Here is a 17,305-nt window from a genome sequence, read left to right as displayed (position 1 = left end):
TCATGCTCCAAGGATCGGGTCGAGTTCGCGGTAATCCGGCAGGCTGCGGTCGATGCCCATGCCATTCCGCATAACGATGCGGTCGGCCTGCGGACGGGAAAGGAATTCGCTCCAGCGGCGAGCGCCGAAGAGGACGAGATCGGCGGGGCCGCCGACGGCAATGCGGCCAAGGTCCGGGCGGCCGAGAATATCGGCGGGCGAGGTGGTGATCACGCGGGCGGCATCCGTCAGCGGGTGGTCGAGATGCAGGATGCGCACCGCCTCGCGAAAGACTTCGACCGGGTCCATGTCGCCATAGGCATAGAAGGGATCGCGGGTATTGTCGGACGAAACGGCAGTGGCGACGCCCGCTGCCGCCAGCTCGTGAAACAGCGTCACCCCGCGCCAGCGCGGCGTGCGGCCCGGATAGCGGTCCTGCAGGTACATGTTGCACATCGGCAGCGACACAACGGAGATGCCGGCACGGGCGACGAGGTCGATCGTGGTTTTTGCAACCTCCTCGTCCTGGCGGGCGAGCGAGCAGCAATGACCGACGGTGACGGCGCCTTCGAAGCCATGGCGCAGTTTGGCCTCGGCGATGATTTTCAGTGTCAGGACCTGTTTTTCTTCGGTCTCATCGACATGCAGGTCGATGTCGAAGCCGTTATGCTCGGCTGTGCGGAACAGGCGATCGAGGCGCTCCTCCAGATCCGGCATCATGTAGGTGACGCCGCCAAGCAGGCCCTTGTGCTCCTTGATGACAGAGACAAGATCACCAAAAAATGGCGTATCGAAAATCTGGTCGAGTGGAAACAGGGCGACGGCCTGCAGTGCGATCCGGTCCTTCCAGGCTTCGCGGACCTCGGAGAAGACTTCGAAGGAAATGCGGTGCTGTGGCGCAAGGGAATCGAGATGGGTGCGGATCAGGTGAGTGCCGTGCGCATATGCCGAGCGCAATGAAAATTCCATCCGTGCCCTCACGTCGGATGCCGACCAGTTGGCCTCCCGGTCGATGCGGACATTGTCGAGCGCGCCCATGAAGGTCCCGTCCGGGTTGGGGCGGCGCGGCCAGATATGGCCCTTGTCGAGATGGGTGTGCATGTCGGCAAAGCACGGCCAGACCATGCCCTGGCGCAAATCAGCCTTTGGCAGTTGCGCTGGAGCGGTGCCTGCGGGCAGGATAGTGCCGATCTTGCCGTTGGAAATCACGATATCGACGGACGCCAGCCCTTCGATGCCCGGACCAATCGGTGCGGTCACCGCGACTACCGGAACGGTGGCATTGCTGAGCGCGAAAAGCGGAGCCTCCGGCAGGGAAAGAAAGGGGCTCTGCATCAGTTTTCCCTTTTCAGGCTGCTCTCGTGCCAGCGATGCAGGCTCAGCCATGAGATGAAGGAGGTCAGCGCGAAGATCGCCACGCCGAGCAGCGACAGGAGGATCAGGGCGGCAAACAGCCGCGGAATATTCATCCGGTACTGGGCTTCGAGCAGCCGGAAGGCGAGACCGGAACCGGCGCCGGCCGAGCCCGCCGCGAATTCGGCGACGACGGCGGCGATCAGCGCCAATCCGCCGCCGATGCGAAGCCCGGTCATGAAATACGGCAGGGATGCCGGAAGCTTCAGATAGAGCAACGCCTGCCACCGCGAGGCGCCGTAGAGATCGAACAGGTTCAAAAGGTTATGATCGACGCTCTTCAGCCCCTGCACCATGTTGGACAGGATCGGGAAGAAGGCGACAAGGAAGGCGCAGATCAGCAGCGCCACCTGCGTCGAGGGCGCATAGATCAGGATCAGCGGCGAGATCGCGACGATCGGGGTGACCTGCAGGATGACGGCGATCGGGTAGAAGGCAATTTCAACCCAGCGCGACTGGACCAGAAAAATCGCGAACGCGACGCCGCCGACCAGCGCGAGCAACAGCGACAGCAGCGTGATCTTGGTGGTGACCCAGAGTGCCGGTGCAAGCGTGTGCCAATCGGTGACCAGTGCCGTTGCGACCGCAACCGGACTTGGCAGGATATAGGGTGGAACCCCGGAAACCGTGACGCCGATATGCCAGAGCAGCACCATGGTCGCGAGGACGGCAAGAGGTATGAGGATGCGCAGCAGCAGTTCTCGGTTACGGTTGTGGAACGAGGGAGAGATGACGGCTGGGATGTCCTGCGCTGTGCCTTGCGTGCTCATCAGTGCTCTCCCGATCCGATGGCTCCGAGCAGTACGGTCGAGACCTTTTCGCAGGCCTGGCGATATTCCTCCGATGTCCGGTAGTGGGCGTCGCGTTCAAGGCTGGTGTGCAGCGGAAAGTCGGCATGGACGCGGCCCGGCCGGGCCTTCATGACCACGATGCGGTTGGAGAGATAGGCAGATTCGAACACCGAATGGGTAACGAAGATCACCGTGATGCCTGTTTGCTTCCACAGGCGCAGCACATCGTCGTTGAGCTTCTGGCGGGTGATCTCGTCGAGGGCGGCAAAAGGCTCGTCCATCAACAGCAGCTTGGGTTTCGTCACCAGGGCGCGGGCAATGGAGACGCGCATCCTCATGCCGCCGGAAAGTTCGCGCGGATAGGCGTTGGCGAAATCCTGCAGCCCGACTGTGGCAAGCGCCTCCGTGATCCGCGGCCGGGCAGCGGCTTGCGAGACGCCGCGCAGTTTCAGCGGCAGATGGACATTGCCGAAGACGGTCTGCCAGGGCATCAGCGTCGGCTCCTGAAAGACGAAGCTGATGTCGCCCTCCGGCAAGCCCCGGGAATTGATCCGCGAACTCGGCCAGTCGATCATGCCCGACGAGGCATCGCCGAGGCCGGCGATGATGCGCAATGCCGTCGATTTGCCGCACCCCGACGGGCCCAGCAGGCTGACGAATTCTCCGCTTTCCACGACCAACGACATTTCGGAAAGCGCCAGCGTACCGCTCGAAAAGCGCTTCGACACCGAAGTCATGGTAACCAACGGCCGTTTGCGTCCCTCGATGGATCGCTCGGGCATGCGCGTCTCGGCTAAATTCATTGCTGTCTCGGCCATTGGACAGTTTTTGTGACCCGCCGCCGCGCCGGCGGCGGGAAATGATTGGCGATGGCTTACTTCTTCAGCGCCATTCCGACGCCCTTGCAGGTAAACTGCGCGCTGAAGGCCTTCTTGTAGTCGGTTTCGGCCTTGAAGAGCTTCATGTCGACCCCGTCTTCAAAGAATTTCTTGTAATGTTCTTCGGTGAGGCAGCCGATGCCTTTTTCCAGCGCCGCCCCCGATTCCAGGATGCCATATTCCTTCATCTTGGCGATGGAGTAGGCGATCTGGCCATCGGTCATTTCCGGATTGTCGGTCTTGATCAGCGCATTGGCCTTGGCGTTGTCGCCGTAGAGATAGTTGTACCAGCCCTCGATCGAGGCATCGACGAAACGCTGCACCAGTTCCGGTTTGGTTTCGACGAGCGATGCCTGCGTGGTGATCATCGTCGAGTAGGGCGAATAGCCGCTGTCGGCCAGCAGAAACACTTTCGGCGTCCAGCCCGCCTGCTTCTCGATTTCGTAGGGTTCCGACGTCAGATAGCCCTGCTGGGCGGATTGCTTGTCTGCAAGAAACGGCGCCGGGCTGAAATTGTAGGGCTTGTACTGCTCGTCCTTGAAACCGGGAAAATTCGCCTTCATCCACTCGAAATAGGTGAGGTAGCCGTCCTTGCCCATGAAGATCGTCGGCAGCTTGGCCAGATCCTCGAATTTCTCGATGCCCTGATCCGGATGGGCGAGCAGAACCTGCGGGTCCTTCTGGAAAATGGCGGCGACATCGACGATCGGGATGCCCTGCTCCACGGCGGAAATCTCGCTCTGCGGACTGCCCATGTAAAAATCGATCTTGCCGGAAATCAGCAGCGCGCTGTTGGCAGCGTTCGGTCCGCCCTGCACGATCGTGACGTCGAGGCCATATTTTTCATAGGTGCCATCGGCAACCGCCTGGTAAAAGCCTCCGTGCTCGGCCTGTGCCAACCAGTTGGTGCCATAGGTCACCTTGTCGGCAGCGGCGACCTGTGTGGAAGCGGCGACCAGGGCGCCGAGGCCGGCCATGACGGGAATTGCATTCGATTTCAGTAGATTGCGCATTCTGCGTCGTTCCCCTTTGATGCAACAGACGGTCGTCATTGATCGCCCATTTTCTCCATTTGAGCGGTTGCTTTGCTCTTTGAAAAGCATCAAATTTCGTCCGCATTGATGCCATTTAGGCATCTATCCGTGGACTGCGTTCAAAACATCGGGTCCGCGAACGATGGAAGAATGAACCCATGCTGCATTCCCGAAAGTTGCAATATATCAACGAAATCGCCCGTTGCGGCTCGATTCGCAAGGCCGCAGCCCGGTTGAATGTCGCGTCTTCGGCGATCAACCGCCAAATCCTGGCGCTGGAGGAGGAAATCGGAGTGCCGATCTTCGAGCGGTTGCCGCGCGGCCTGAGGCTGACGGCTGCGGGCGAACTCTGTATCGAGCATATCCGTGACGTGCTGAAGAATTACGAGCGGCTGGAATCGCGCATTCGCGGCCTGAAGATGCCGCAGGCAGGCAAGGTATCGATCGTGACCACGGTGGGGCTTGCCGCCGGGCCGTTGCCGGAAATCATCGCCAGGTTCATTAAGCAGCATCCGCGGGTGCGCATCCAACTGCGCAATGACGGCGGCTCCACCACGGTCAACCCGGTGCTGACCGGCGAAGTCGATATCGGCCTCGGCTTCAATATTCCAGCGACGCCCGGCATCCGCACGCTCGCCAATTTCGATGTACCGATTGGTGTCGTGCTACCGCCTGGACACCGGCTGGCAGGCACCGGTCCAGTCAGTCTCGCCGAAGTCGTGCAGGAGCGGCTGGTGCTGGCGCAGACCGGGACAAGCCTGCGCGATGTCATCAATCTGGCCTTGGCGCCACTGCCGGTTTCGGTGGAGCCTGTGGTGGAAACCAATGCCTCGGAGATGCTGAAACAGCTGGTCAAATCCGGCACCGGCCTGACCCTCCTCAATCCGCTGGACGTGATCGTCGAATGCCGGCGCGGCGAACTGGTGTTCCGCCCGATCGCCGAGACGCATTCCCGCCAGCCGATGAAGCTGTTTGCGCGGGCGCGGGCGCCGCTCGATGCCGCTACCAGCCTGTTCGTCGAGTATCTGATGGCGGAATTGCTGGCGGTAATGCAGGAACTGCAGGCCAATGGCCACATTCTGGCAGCGGAGAAATGAGCCCGGACCGTCCTATTTCGCATAGAGATTGGCGAGAGGATAGCTCGTCAGATCTTCCAGAAGCGCGATGAAGCCCTTTGCCTGGTGCCGGGCGATCAAAGCCCCCTTTTCCGCTGTGCCGAGCGACGCGTCGCCAACGACGCCGTTGGGGTTCAGATCATGCGCGATCCAAGCCAACGAATGCGGCGGCAATGGCTGGAGATAGCGGGTATTGTCCTTCATCCATTCCGCCTTCGAGGCGAAATTCTCGGCTCTGTTCATGCGCACCAGATCCGGACGGAAATGCAGCATCATCGAGGTTTCCATCTCACCGCCATGGATGCCGAATTTCTGCTCGTGCTCGCTGATCAAGCCTTCCGGGCAGCCGAAGCGCGACCATTGGGTGGCCACGACCGCCATGGAGAACCGCACCCTTAGTTCGCGTGCGACGATGTTCATGACCTCGAGATTGCCGCCATGCGAATTGACGATCACCATCTTGCGCACACCAGCCTCAGCCACCTTGCCGCCGATCGCAGTCCACGCCGGAATGAGGATATCCGCGCCGAGCGACAGGGTACCGGGGCCGTAGATATGCTCGTTGGCCTTGCCGATCTCCTGGGTCGGGAGAACGAGCACATCCACCGTTTCCGGCATTAGCTTGCGTACCTCAGCCAGCATGCTGTTGGCGATGGTGACGTCAGTGGAGATCGGCAGGTGCGGGCCGTGCTGCTCGGTGGAGGCGATCGGCAGGATCGCGATGGTCCGGTCGACTGACAGATCAGCAAAGTCGCCGGTGTTCAGCTCGTTCCAGAAAAAAGGTCTGCCCATGGCCGCGTCCCCGTTCGTCATCCAGTGCGAGGAATACGGTAAGAAGACAGGCAACGAAAAGCATCAATTTGCGCCCGGGACGATGCTTTTTTGCGTGCGGAGTTTGGCGTTACTACAGCGCTCAGGCCGACCGGATCGAGCGTGATACCCGTTGACAGGGTCTGGTTCGTTCCCTGTGCCCGGCTCGACATCGCCGATCGGGCGAAGACCACAGTCGAGTGGACAGCTGGCTTCCAACAAAAAGCACGCGCGTCACCGGTGAAAGGAACACTGCGAAGCGCCTTGCCGTCAGCGGCGGGCAGATGGCACCTCAGGCCTGCGCAGAGATTTGCGCGCCCGGACAACGCTGTGAGGCATCCTTGCAGCCGACATCATCGGCTGGGCAACCTGATCCAGCAGTTGCGCCGCATTCTGTTCTTCACCGAGTGATCTGGTCAACAACTGAGCGACCGTCGGCTGCGCAAGCTGAAGTGCAAGATTGCGAGCGGTGGTATAGGCGGCAATCTCATAGTGCTCGACCCGCAATGCGCCGCCTATCAAGGCCAAATCAGCGGGGGCATCTTCCTTTTTCTTGGCTTCGGCCATGATTTCCTCGCCTTCCTCCACCAGGCCGGCCATACCCTTGCACGGCTTTGCGCGCGCGGCGGAACCAAGGATGCGGAGGCATTCGGTCAGGCGTTCAACCTGCTCTTCCGTCTCCGCGAGGTGGTTTTGCAGCAACGTTTGGAGCTGCTGTGATCGGGCTGCTTTCTGCATCTTCGGGAGCGCTTTCAGCAGCTGCCTTTCTGCGTGCAACAGGTCGCGGAGCTCGTCGACGAGGACTTCCTGGATCGCGTCCGATCCTTCTGGCGGGGCACTTCTGGCCTCAATCGCGGGTCCTTCATTCCGCCCTCCGTTAAGGCCTTGGAACGCTGGCGCTTCAACGAACTCCCAGCGCTCCCCTTCATTCCATGGACCTCGCGTATCGACCTCACCAAGATCGCCGTCGCCGGTCGAGTCATTAAAGAATTGATCAACCAGTCCCGGGGTCGGCGCGATCCTGCCGACACTCAGTGGCGGTTTGCACATGCTCTCCAGCGCCAGGGAAAAGGCCCGCATATGGGTGATCTCTCTGGTCATCAGGAACTGCAGCGCATCCTTGGTGCCTGGATCGCGACAGAAATCGATCAGACGCTCATAAACAATCTTTGCACGCGCCTCCGCGGCAATATTGCTCCTCAAATCTACATCCAACTCACCCGTGATCTTGAGGTAATCGGCGGTCCAGGGATTCCCCATTGAATTAAAGAGGTTTACACCGCCGCCGCCGGCAATTGCGATCAGCGGATCGGCTTCCGCCTCGTCTCTCACCGATTTCAGTGGTTTCAGGTGCATTCGGGCCAACGTGCCAACGATTTCCAGATGGCTGAGTTCCTCAGTGCCAATGTCCATCAGGAGGTCCTTGCGCCCGGGATCCTCGCAATTCAGCCCCTGGATAGAATATTGCATGGCGGCCGCGAGTTCACCGTTCGCGCCACCGAACTGCTCAAGTAGCATGTTGCCGAATTTCGGATCGGGCTCGTCGACACGAACGGTGTACATGAGCTTTTTGACATGGTGGTACATCGGACCCTCCCTTTTGGATCCCGACTAAACCGTCCTATCCGAGGAATGTTCCATTTCCGCAGAGACGCGGGCGGATCCGTGGGGTAGCCATCCGGCGAGGACCCCGGCCGTATGCCGTGGCACCATCACACTTCGGAAAATCCTTGTTGGCAAACTTCCCGAGGCTTCAGTGAGGGATGCGATGCGGTGCTGGCGCGCTTGACCTCAACACGCCGAATAGTCGTCGGCCCTCGTGGCGTCCGTATCGCAGATAGTGCTCAAGTGGATTGATCTTCGCGGCGGCAACGTCGGGGTACTCGTCGAGATAAGAGCAAGTACTGAAGTCTGGCCCCGGATCCCGCATGCTGTTGGGCTCCGCGACCAGTCAATGCACCGCTCGCGGCGACACACCACTAGCCGCGTCGCGATTTTGGTCCTTCGAAACCATGAGCAAACTTGCGGCCGCACCTATCAAAACTTGGTGCGTCGCGGGCTTCGAGACGACAACCGCGCCGCTATACATTCTTCTCATCTCCTGCGGCAGGGCTTGCGCGGAGTAAAAATAGAACGGAATGCCCCGTTCTGTTAACCGGTCACCAATTCTTGCGGTCGTCTCCTGACCAAGACGAATGTCCAGGACCGCAAGTGAAAGCTCCTCATTGCTGGCCGCTTCCAAGGCTAAAATAACCGTCGCGCAAGGCCCCACAACCTCTGCCCCAGCCTCTAGAAATGCCGCCTCCATATCAAGCGCTATTAAAAACTCGTCCTCGGCGATTAAAATTCTGGTCCCGGATAAAGGCCGGTTGCCATCAATGTTCAGCACCATTTTGCGTAGCCTCCGCAAGCTCGATGGCTATCGTGCAGACGACGCCCTCCGGCTGGAAGTCGCGATGGACCTTTCCCGCGGGCAGACTTTTTTCAATCAGGATCCCGCCGAAGCCCTGCACGACGGGCGGCTGGACCGGGGGGCCGCCGCGCTCCTTCCATACAACAGTCAGATGCCGGCCATTGTTCCCAACCTCCCAACTCAACTCGACGTGACCGCCTTGCGTCGAGAAAGCCCCATATTTGGCGGCATTGGTAGCCAGCTCATGGAGCACGAGGCCGAAGGGCGTGGCGACATCCGGCGGCAAGGCTACCGGCACCCCTTCGAGCGTCAGTCGATGCCGATCGCTGCCGGCGTAGGGGTCAAGCTGTGCAAGCGCCAGGGCTCTCAGCTCGGCGCCACTCCAGTCCGAATCGACCAGCAATTTGTGCGCGTTCGCCAAGGCAGCGAGCCGCCCGTCGAAGCGCGTAACGAAATCCTCGCTCGAGTGTGTGGTACGTAGCGTTTGCCGGGCGAGCGACTGGACGACAGCAAGCGTGTTTTTGACGCGGTGGCTCAATTCGTTCATCAGCAGTTGCCGGCGCTGCTCCCAACGCTTGCGATCAGTGATATCGCGGGTGCTCTCGAGCACGAGGCGCCGATCGCCCAGCGGCATGAGCTCAATCTGGCTTTCCACCGCCAGTACCTGCCCGTCCTTGGTGGTGTGGCGCAATTCGCCGGTCCAACGCCCCTTTTCGAGGAGAGTCCGCCTCAGCTCGACGAATGAGGAGCCAGGCACGGTTGTCTGAAGGAGTTTTTCCTTCTGCTTTCCGACGGCCTCCTCGCGCGTATAACCATAGAGCTCCTCGCTGCCACGGTTCCACTGCTTGATACCGTCGTCGAAGTCCCACAGGAAGATCGGCGAGCGCGAAAGTTCGACAAGCCGCATTTCCTGCTCAAGCCGCTGGGCGCTCTCTTTTGCCGCTTCCTCCGCCCGGCGCCGCTCGGTAACGTCGACAAAGGTCACTACGACACCATCGATCTTGTCATCTATGGTGCGATAGGGACGTATACGCACCAGATACCAGCCGTCGTTGCGACTTTTGACCTCCCGCTCGATCGGCGTGAGGTCTTCCAATACCGACCGCGCCTCATCGGCCAAATCCTCATAGTCCAGTTGATGCGTAAAGTCCGTGATCGGTCGTCCCTCGTCATTCGTCGTGACGTTGAAGATCTCCGTCAAGCGAGGTGTGAATCGCTTGATGCGAAGCGATGGACTGAGAAACAGCGTTGCGACGTCGGTTGCCGCCATCAAATTCTGCAAATCACTGTAGGCCCGCGACACACTTTCCAGTTTCAGCTTGAGCTCGTTGTTGACGGTCTGCAGTTCCTCGTTGATCGACTGCAACTCCTCCTTGCTGGTCTCCAGTTCTTCCGCCGTCGAACGATATTCCTCGTTCATCGATTGAAGTTCTTCGTTGGCTGCGCGCAATTCTTCATTGGCAGCCTCGGACTCTTCCCGTGTGATCCGAAGCCGGTTCTGTGCGAGTTGCAGTTCCTCCTGCAACTGGCGAATTGGCTGGTTGTTGCCCGGGCGGCCTTCGAGTGTTTCCTCCTCCGACTTGTCGACGGCCTCGCCTTCGATGAAAAGCACCAGCGCATGGCGTGCCGGGTCGCTTCCATGCAGGATAGGCTTAACCTGCAGGTAGACGCGATGCGGCAGCCCATCGAGCTGAGCAAGTATCGGCATGCTCAAGGTCGTTTCATTTCGCTCGAAAGCGCGATGCAGGGCCGCCCGAAGATCGAAGCGAAATTCCTCGCGAACCAGGTCCGTCGCGTCGGTGCTGACCGGACCGCCGGAAGGCCGAAGGAATCGACCGGCGTTTTCAGAAAGGTGAATAGCCCGTTGGCTCTCGTCGACGAGCATGCTCGGCGGGGCGATTTTCTCCAACATCTGGCGATGAAGGGCAGCTTCGCTGACGCTACTGGCCAGCGAAGGCGGGCGTACGATCACCGGCGCTCGTTCTGCCGACTGGTGCGGTCCAAGCAACACCGGCAAACCCGGGCGTCGGTCGCTTGCAGCGGCGGCAGACCGATAGATGCGTGCCTCGCGATCCACTGTGCGGAAGAGGCCAGCGGGGTTATCGGCGCTTTCGGACGATCCGAGGAAAAGGAAGCCGCCTGGATTGAGCGCATAATGGAAGGTGTTACAGACTTGCTGTTGGAGCTGCCGATCGAGGTAGATGAGCAGGTTGCGACAAGAAATCATATCAAGATGCGAAAAGGGCGGGTCTTTCAGCAGGCTGTGGCTGGCGAACAGGACCACGTCACGAAGTTCGCGGCGTACGCGATAATGGTCACCTTCACGTTGGAAGAACCGGCGCAGCCTTTCCTCCGAAAGGTCGCTTTCGATCGTCGCTGGAAAACGCCCCTCACGCGCGATCGCGAGAGCTCCCAAATCGAGGTCGGAACCGAAAACCTGGATTTCGGGCGCAAGATCACGACGGGCAGCTTCCTCGAGCAGCAGGATGCCGATCGTGTAGGTCTCCTCTCCGGTGGCGCAGCCGGGCACCCAAACCCGGATACTGTCCCCGGCCGCCTTGCCGTCGAACAGCTGCGGAATAACGTTGTCGGCCAACGACTTGAAGGCTGCGGGATCTCGAAAGAACGTGGTGACGGAAATCAAAAAATCGCTGAAGAGGGCCTGCGCCTCTTCGACGTTTTCCCGCAGATAGGCATAGTATTCGGCGAGCGTCTCCTTCCTCGTCACCTGCGCCCGCCTGCTGATGCGCCGCAGGATCGTCGCCCGCTTGTATTGCGAGAAGTCGTGTCCGGTGCGCACGCGCACATGCGCCAATATGCGGCCGAGCGTGTCCTCGTCGTTGGGTCGGATATGGTGGGCGACGACGCTCGCTGGGATGTTTAGCAGTTCGGTTAGCTGATCGGTCAGCTCGCGAATGGGCAGGACGAAATCTGCGACCTCCGTTGCGATCGCATTGCGCGGCATCGAGGCATATTCGGCCTCGCTCGGATCCTGGACGAGCACAATGCCGCCTGCTTCCTTGATGGCCTTGACTCCGATCGCACCATCCGCGCCTGCGCCCGTGAGAACGACCGCGAATCCGCTGCGCTGTTGCTCGGCGAGCGATCGAAAGAAGAGATCGATCGGCGCACGATGGGCGCGCGGTTCCTCGAAGGGAAGTGCCGCGATCGTTCCGTCGGCGATCTTCAACCGCCGGTTCGGCGCGATCACGTAAACATGATTGCTTTCGAGTCGAGCCTCGTCTTCGACCTGGGTAACGGGCATTTGTGTCCGCGACGCCAGAATACTGGCGAGCTCGCTCCTGGCGTCGGGATCAAGGTGGACGATGACGACGAACGCTGCATCGGTGTCGCTTGGCAGGCCGGCGAAGAAAGTCTGAAGGGCTTGAACGCCCCCTGCTGATGCCCCGATTCCGACTATCGGCGGATCCGATTGGTGATCCATTCTTCTACCTCGCCTGACGCTCACCGGCCACGATTTCTGCTCGGACGAGTATTCCTGACCGGGACTTTTTGTCACCCAAAGGGGCCGAAGCAGTCGGCCATTCGGCACCGACGCTGGGCAGCGGCGCGCTCCGTTATAGCAGGCCGGAAGATCGCGCCAAGAGCGTCTGGCGGCGAAACTCGCGCATTATCTGCTTTTTTACTGCTGGTGAAAAGCGTACAGTCCGAGGCCGTTTTCCTTTCGCCCATGTCCTCTGAACTTTATGGGTTGTTCGCGCGTTATAGGGGAAACGGAGCACGCGATGGACCGCCGCCGCGACATTATAGCCATAGGAGGGTCGCTAGGCGCGGTCGGTGCGATGAACAACCTGCTTCGCAGCCTTCCTCCCGACTTGGCCGCCACCCTCTTCGTCGTCATTCATGTGGGCGCGCATGGCAACAAACTCCTAGCTGATGTTCTCGGGGTAAACCCCTGTTTCCCCGTCACGACGGCGGTCGATGGCGAGCGCGCTCATCCGGGGCGCGCCTATGTTGCCCCCGCAGACCATCATCTGCTCGTTATTGACGACATCATCCGGCTTGGCCGTGGACCCCGCGAAAACCTCTCCCGACCAGCCATCGACCCGTTGTTTCGATCCGTCGCCGCAAATTTTGGACCCCGAACCATCGCGATAGTACTGACGGGAATGCTAAACGACGGCGCGGCAGGGCTCGCCGATGTGAAGCGCTGCGGCGGCGTGACGGTCGTTCAGAACCCATCGGACGCGATCGCGCCGGACATGCCGCTGGGAGCCCTAAACGCGAACAGGGTCGACTACCGCGCCTCGCTTGTCGATCTTCCGGGGCTGATCCACAGCCTCACGAGCGAAGAAGCAGGTCCCCCGGTTCCGGTCCCGCCCGATATCAAGCTTGAGATCGACATCGCGCTGGGCCGGGAAATCAACGCCCACATGCTATCGACCATCGCCGATCCGGTTGTGATCTCGTGCCCCTCCTGCGGCGGTGTCTTGTCGCAAATCAAAAGCAGTCCACCCCTGCGGTTCCGTTGTCAGGTCGGCCACGCCTATACGTCCGAGGCGCTAGCCGCTGAGAAGGAAGGCGCCGTTGACGAGGCGATGAGGGTGGCTCTTCGGATCATTGAAGAGAGGGTGGCGTTGAGCGAAAAAATGGCTGAGGACGCCCGCCGCAGCGGCTTCGATGCGGCGGCTGCCGCAAACAGGCGACGCGCCGCCGAAGCGCGACGACACAGCGAGACACTGCGCCGCGCCGTTCTCGGCAAAGCCGAAAACACCGCGGACCAATCAGAGGATTTGGACGAGACCGCTGCACCTCCTTCGACCTCGTGATCGAAATGGACGGGTAAGGGTGGCGCGGTCGAGGCTCTTGTCTTTGGTCCCGCACGAGGGATTTTTCGCTGCTGCGGCGCTTCTTCCAGCGAACCCCGTAGGAACATTTCCGGCGGCGTTGAGTTTGGCCACTTCCAACTAAAGGAGTAGCCGCAATGTCGACCAGCGCGCGTGACAACCTGATCGCCTGGCTTCGTGACGCCCATGCGATGGAACAGCAGGCAGCAACCATGCTCAAGGCTCAGTACGAGCGCGTGGAGACCTACACCGCGCTTAAGGAGCGCATCGGCAGGCACATCGAAGAAACCAAACAACAGGAGATTCTTCTCCAGGAATGCCTTGATAGGCTCGGCGAGGGCAGTTCGACCATGAAGGACGTGGCGGGCAAACTTACCGCCATGGCCCAAGGACTTGGCGGCGTCTTCGCGAGCGATGAGGTGGTGAAAGGCGCGCTGGCAGGCTATACGTTCGAGCATATGGAGATCGCCAGCTACCGTATTCTCGTCGCTGCTGCCGACTACGTCGGCGATAGGGAAACCGTATCCGTCTGCCAGCGGATCCTGGACGAAGAGATCGCGATGGCGAAATGGCTGGAAGACAACATTGGCTTAGTCACGCAGGAATTTCTTCGTCGTGACGAAGGAGACGAATCCGCCAAGCGTTAGCGACGGTGGGTTTACCTTTGCGCATAATGGAGACGAGCTTCACTGTCGGCGTTTTGCTGGAAGGATGCGTGAATATTTCCGTTGGCGTTTCGAGGTGGCCATTACGGGACCATCTCCGTAGCAAGCGGCGCGGGGCTCGGCTGCTTGGCCACCGTCTGCTTATGGTTCAAGCGTCGGGTGTTGTGATGATGAGGGTCTAGGTTTTAGGTTCATCGCTGTTATCTCGTGCGTATCTCAAAGCTCGGAGGCGTTCCGTTTTCTTCTGTCGAGCGCTTCGCTCCTCACGCTGCTGGGCCTCAACGAAGGCTTTGGTATCTTCGAAGTTACCGCCTGCGCCAGGACCTCTGGGCCGGCGTGTTTTCGCTCTCTTTTCTGTTCCGGACATCACAATCCTCCTTGTCGCATAATGGGGAATCGCATCGGCGGCTTTCCTCCGACGTCAGGTTTCAGCCATTCTGCGGACGAGCGCGGCAAGCATGCTCTCCTTGGTCATTCCGGACAGAAATGAACGCGTGACGACGTCGACAAGTTCCTCAGAAGGATCCTCTAGCCTGCGCATGAGCCGTACAGATTAAGTTGTGATGCCGGTGGAACATAACTCGGCGGCCAGCATTGAGGTCGAACGGCTGGTCGAGGTTTTCGAACTGCTTGGAAAACCCGCCCGCGGCAAGACCTGCCCTGCGATTGCGTAATTGGTCCAAGGCGGCGCCACGGGCGGCGCCTTTTCATTCGTGCGTTGGAGTCGACGATGAAGTTTCTCAGGGACAATGGACTGACAATAGTTCTGCTGCTGGCAACGGCCGCCACCATCCTCGGGATGCTTCTGACAGGGTTATCGGTTCACAATGAGGAACTGGCGCAGCACGGCGCTCCCACCCTCTCCTTGGCGCAATACGTTATCTCCGGGCATTTCCTTTCGGCTCTCTTCGAGAACTGGGAGTCCGAATTCCTGCAGATGTCTGCCTACGTCATGCTCACGGCCTTGCTCTTCCAGCGTGGTTCTGCTGAATCGAAGGACCCCGATGAGTCCGCACCCCAGGACGCCGATCCCGCCGAGGACGCGCGCGATCCGCATGCGCCTCTTCCGGTGAGAATGGGTGGGTTACCCAGGTCGCTATATTCCTATTCCCTCGGCCTGGGTCTGTTTTTGCTGTTCGTCGTGAGTTTTCTGATGCACTTGAGCCAAAGCGCTGCGGCTGAAGCCGCCGAAGCCATGATGCATGGGCAACCGGCTCCGTCGACCGCCGAGCATCTGCTGAGCACGCACATGTGGTTTGAGTCTTTCCAGAACTGGCAGAGCGAGTTTCTTTCGACGGCCGTCCTGGTTGTTCTCTCGATCTTCCTGCGGTTTCGCGGATCGCCCGAGTCAAAGCCGGTGTCGGCTCCCCATTCGGAGACAGGGGCGTAGGGTGACCATGTATGATGCAGCAGTCGTTGGTGGTGGCCCGGCGGGCCTGGCAGCGGCTCTTTATCTTGCGAGGTTTCATCTCTCGGTGTTCCTCGCTGATGCGGGGAACAGCCGGGCGGCGCTCATTCCCAAAACGCACAACCAGCCGTTTTGGCCCGAAGGAATTAGCGGGATTGATCTGCTGGATCGGATGCGGAGCCATCTGATAAAATATCCCATTGATATCGTGAGGTCGGAGGTGGCGGAAATCCGGCGGGGGCAAGCGGGTTTTGAACTGGCGGCCGGGGGAAGACAGGTTATCTGCAGGGCCATTGTCCTCGCGACGGGCGCAGTCGATCGCAGGCCCAGAATGTCGGAGTCGGACCATTCAGCAGCTCTTCACAGCGGTCTTCTGAGATATTGCGCCATATGCGACGGATACGAGGCCACCGATCGAGCAATCGCCGTCGTCGGCATGGGCGACAGATTGTACGGCGAAGCGAAGTTCCTCCGCAGCTATACATCTACAGTCACTGCGCTTTCCGAGACGGGTTTGGTAGGCTTGTCCTCTGAACAACACAGCGAACTCGCTGCGATCGGAGTAGAAGTCATCGATAAACCTGTCATTGGCTATCGACGCCTGGATCGCTCGCTCGAAGTTCTGTTCCTTGACCGGGGCAGGACATTCGAAAGTTTGTATGCCGCCCTTGGTTCTGTCGTCCAGTCCCGCCTCGCCGCTGCGCTGGGGGCGAAGATGTCCGAGGAGGGGTGTCTTCTAGTCGATGAGCATCAGCGAACGAGCGTCCGCGGACTTTATGCCGCCGGTGATGTCGTGATTGGCGTCGATCAGATAAGTCACGCCATCGGGCAAGCGGGGGTCGCGGCCACGGCCCTTAGAAACGACTTGTGCGGTGCTACATCGCTTCTCCGATGAGCCGCTAGACTCGGGTCCGCCGGGTCGGCAGAGGCTTGCGATTCTTGAGCGTGATCGCCCCCGGTTACAGCAGATGGAAGGCGAAATGTTCGATCACCGAACTGGGCGAGAAGCCTGTCGGTACGACCCGCATCAGCTGAAGACTACTCCATTGACACTGTTCTTTGGCCTACTGCCATGGCCATCGGGCGAGGGACCGCCTCGATCAGTGCTGCGGACGGCCGCACGCCGTCTCGCTCCATCCTCGCGCAAGCTATCTGGTTGACTTTAGGGGATCACCCGACATGCCGTTAACTTCCTGTTAACCATTCCCTCGTTAAGCCATGCAACGCAAAATTAACAAAGTTGAATGATGTGTTAACCCAACCGCGCCCAATCCGTCTTAAGGGACGATCTTTCCTCGCGCTCGCATTGAGCCCCGAGATGCCGGTCGACGATTGGCTGGTCCAGCTGGATAATCTCGCGGCCCGATCCGCGGGTTTCTTCCTTAGGAAACCGATCGTACTCGACTTGACTAATCTCGATATCGGGCAAGACGAGCTTCGAGATCTCGTGGCCAAGCTCGCGACCAGAAAAGTCCGCATCATGGGCATCGAGGGCGCGAAGGCTTCTTTGCTCGCTCCCGATCTGCCGCCCGCGTTGACCGACGGGAAAGGCACTTCCGACGTAGAAATACCCGCGGTCGATGAGTCCTCTGCCCCGGCGGCGGCAAATCTTGAACCGACGGTCTCGGCACCATCACGCTCCAATTCATCAGTGGTCGTAAGCCAGCCCGTTCGCTCGGGCCAGTCGCTTCACCATGCGGAAGGGGATGTAACTATCGTTGGTTCGGTGGCGTCTGGCTCCGAGGTGGTCGCCGGCGGCTCTATCCACATCTATGGCGCCCTAAGGGGCCGCGCCATGGCGGGGACGATGGGCAATTCCACGGCACGAATCTTTTGCAGGAAGTTGGAGGCGGAACTGATTGCGATCGATGGCTTCTATCTGACGGCCGAGGATCTTGAGCCGAGTTTGCGCGGGAAAGCAGTCCAGATCTGGCTGGAAGGCGAAACCATAAAAGTGGCCGCGGTGATCTAAATCGATGAGTTTTGGAAAA

General features: G+C 59.9%; 14 protein-coding genes. 6 read left to right on the top strand and 8 right to left on the bottom strand.

Features of this window, described 5'->3' with window-relative positions; genetic code table 11:
* The 4 genes from JNB71_RS13845 to JNB71_RS13830 form a co-directional block, all read right to left on the bottom strand.
* Entirely contained in the window at positions 1–1,314 is a 1,314-nt protein-coding gene (locus tag JNB71_RS13845) for a cytosine deaminase (protein WP_220372393.1), read from the bottom strand.
* Positions 1,314–2,162 (bottom strand): ABC transporter permease, encoded by an 849-nt coding sequence (locus JNB71_RS13840; RefSeq protein WP_220372392.1) that lies wholly within the window; start codon positions 2,160–2,162, stop codon positions 1,314–1,316. The genes JNB71_RS13845 and JNB71_RS13840 overlap by 1 nt, the downstream gene beginning before the upstream one ends.
* A complete protein-coding gene (locus JNB71_RS13835) occupies positions 2,162–2,986 on the bottom strand; it encodes an ABC transporter ATP-binding protein (protein WP_220372391.1) in 825 nt (274 codons plus the stop codon). Before JNB71_RS13835 ends, JNB71_RS13840 begins: the two co-directional genes overlap by 1 nt.
* 71 nt (positions 2,987–3,057) lie before the next feature.
* Complete coding sequence (locus tag JNB71_RS13830; RefSeq protein ID WP_220372390.1) at positions 3,058–4,074, bottom strand: ABC transporter substrate-binding protein; 1,017 nt, start codon at positions 4,072–4,074, stop codon at positions 3,058–3,060.
* 179 nt (positions 4,075–4,253) lie between these two features.
* Between JNB71_RS13830 and JNB71_RS13825 the strand changes: the two genes are divergently transcribed.
* Complete coding sequence (locus JNB71_RS13825; protein ID WP_220372389.1) at positions 4,254–5,192, top strand: LysR family transcriptional regulator; 939 nt, start codon at positions 4,254–4,256, stop codon at positions 5,190–5,192.
* Between the two features lie 12 nt (positions 5,193–5,204).
* Here the strand turns inward: JNB71_RS13825 and JNB71_RS13820 are convergent, their stop codons facing one another.
* The 4 genes from JNB71_RS13820 to JNB71_RS13805 form a co-directional block, all read right to left on the bottom strand.
* Positions 5,205–6,002, bottom strand: a complete 798-nt coding sequence (locus JNB71_RS13820) for a creatininase family protein (RefSeq protein WP_220372388.1) — start codon at positions 6,000–6,002, stop codon at positions 5,205–5,207.
* Between the two features lie 288 nt (positions 6,003–6,290).
* Positions 6,291–7,607, bottom strand: a complete 1,317-nt coding sequence (locus tag JNB71_RS13815; protein ID WP_220372387.1) for a DUF892 family protein — start codon at positions 7,605–7,607, stop codon at positions 6,291–6,293.
* Between the two features lie 364 nt (positions 7,608–7,971).
* Positions 7,972–8,412 (bottom strand): response regulator, encoded by a 441-nt coding sequence (locus tag JNB71_RS13810; RefSeq protein WP_220372386.1) that lies wholly within the window; start codon positions 8,410–8,412, stop codon positions 7,972–7,974.
* Positions 8,396–11,878, bottom strand: coding sequence for a chemotaxis protein CheB (locus tag JNB71_RS13805; protein ID WP_220372385.1), 3,483 nt, complete (start codon positions 11,876–11,878; stop codon positions 8,396–8,398). The genes JNB71_RS13810 and JNB71_RS13805 overlap by 17 nt, the downstream gene beginning before the upstream one ends.
* Before the next feature lie 301 nt (positions 11,879–12,179).
* Between JNB71_RS13805 and JNB71_RS13800 the strand changes: the two genes are divergently transcribed.
* From JNB71_RS13800 to minC, 5 genes are all read left to right on the top strand, one after another.
* The gene (locus tag JNB71_RS13800) at positions 12,180–13,223 is read left to right on the top strand and encodes a chemotaxis protein CheB (RefSeq protein ID WP_220372384.1); all 1,044 of its coding nucleotides are present in this window, start codon (positions 12,180–12,182) and stop codon (positions 13,221–13,223) included.
* 155 nt (positions 13,224–13,378) lie between these two features.
* Entirely contained in the window at positions 13,379–13,888 is a 510-nt protein-coding gene (locus JNB71_RS13795; RefSeq protein WP_220372383.1) for a ferritin-like domain-containing protein, read from the top strand.
* Between the two features lie 748 nt (positions 13,889–14,636).
* Positions 14,637–15,296, top strand: coding sequence for a DUF6766 family protein (locus JNB71_RS13790; protein ID WP_220372382.1), 660 nt, complete (start codon positions 14,637–14,639; stop codon positions 15,294–15,296).
* A 7-nt stretch (positions 15,297–15,303) separates the two neighbouring features.
* Positions 15,304–16,209, top strand: coding sequence for an NAD(P)/FAD-dependent oxidoreductase (locus JNB71_RS13785; protein ID WP_220372381.1), 906 nt, complete (start codon positions 15,304–15,306; stop codon positions 16,207–16,209).
* 345 nt (positions 16,210–16,554) lie between these two features.
* On the top strand, positions 16,555–17,286 hold the full coding sequence (minC, locus tag JNB71_RS13780) for a septum site-determining protein MinC (RefSeq protein WP_220372380.1): 732 nt from the start codon (positions 16,555–16,557) through the stop codon (positions 17,284–17,286).
* The last annotated feature ends 19 nt before the right edge of the window (positions 17,287–17,305 follow it).

This window comes from Rhizobium herbae (genome assembly GCF_019511375.1).
GTDB lineage: Bacteria > Pseudomonadota > Alphaproteobacteria > Rhizobiales > Rhizobiaceae > Pararhizobium > Pararhizobium herbae_A.
The sequence above is the reverse complement of the archived record's forward strand: the minus strand, read 5'-3'. Positions and strand labels throughout refer to the sequence as shown.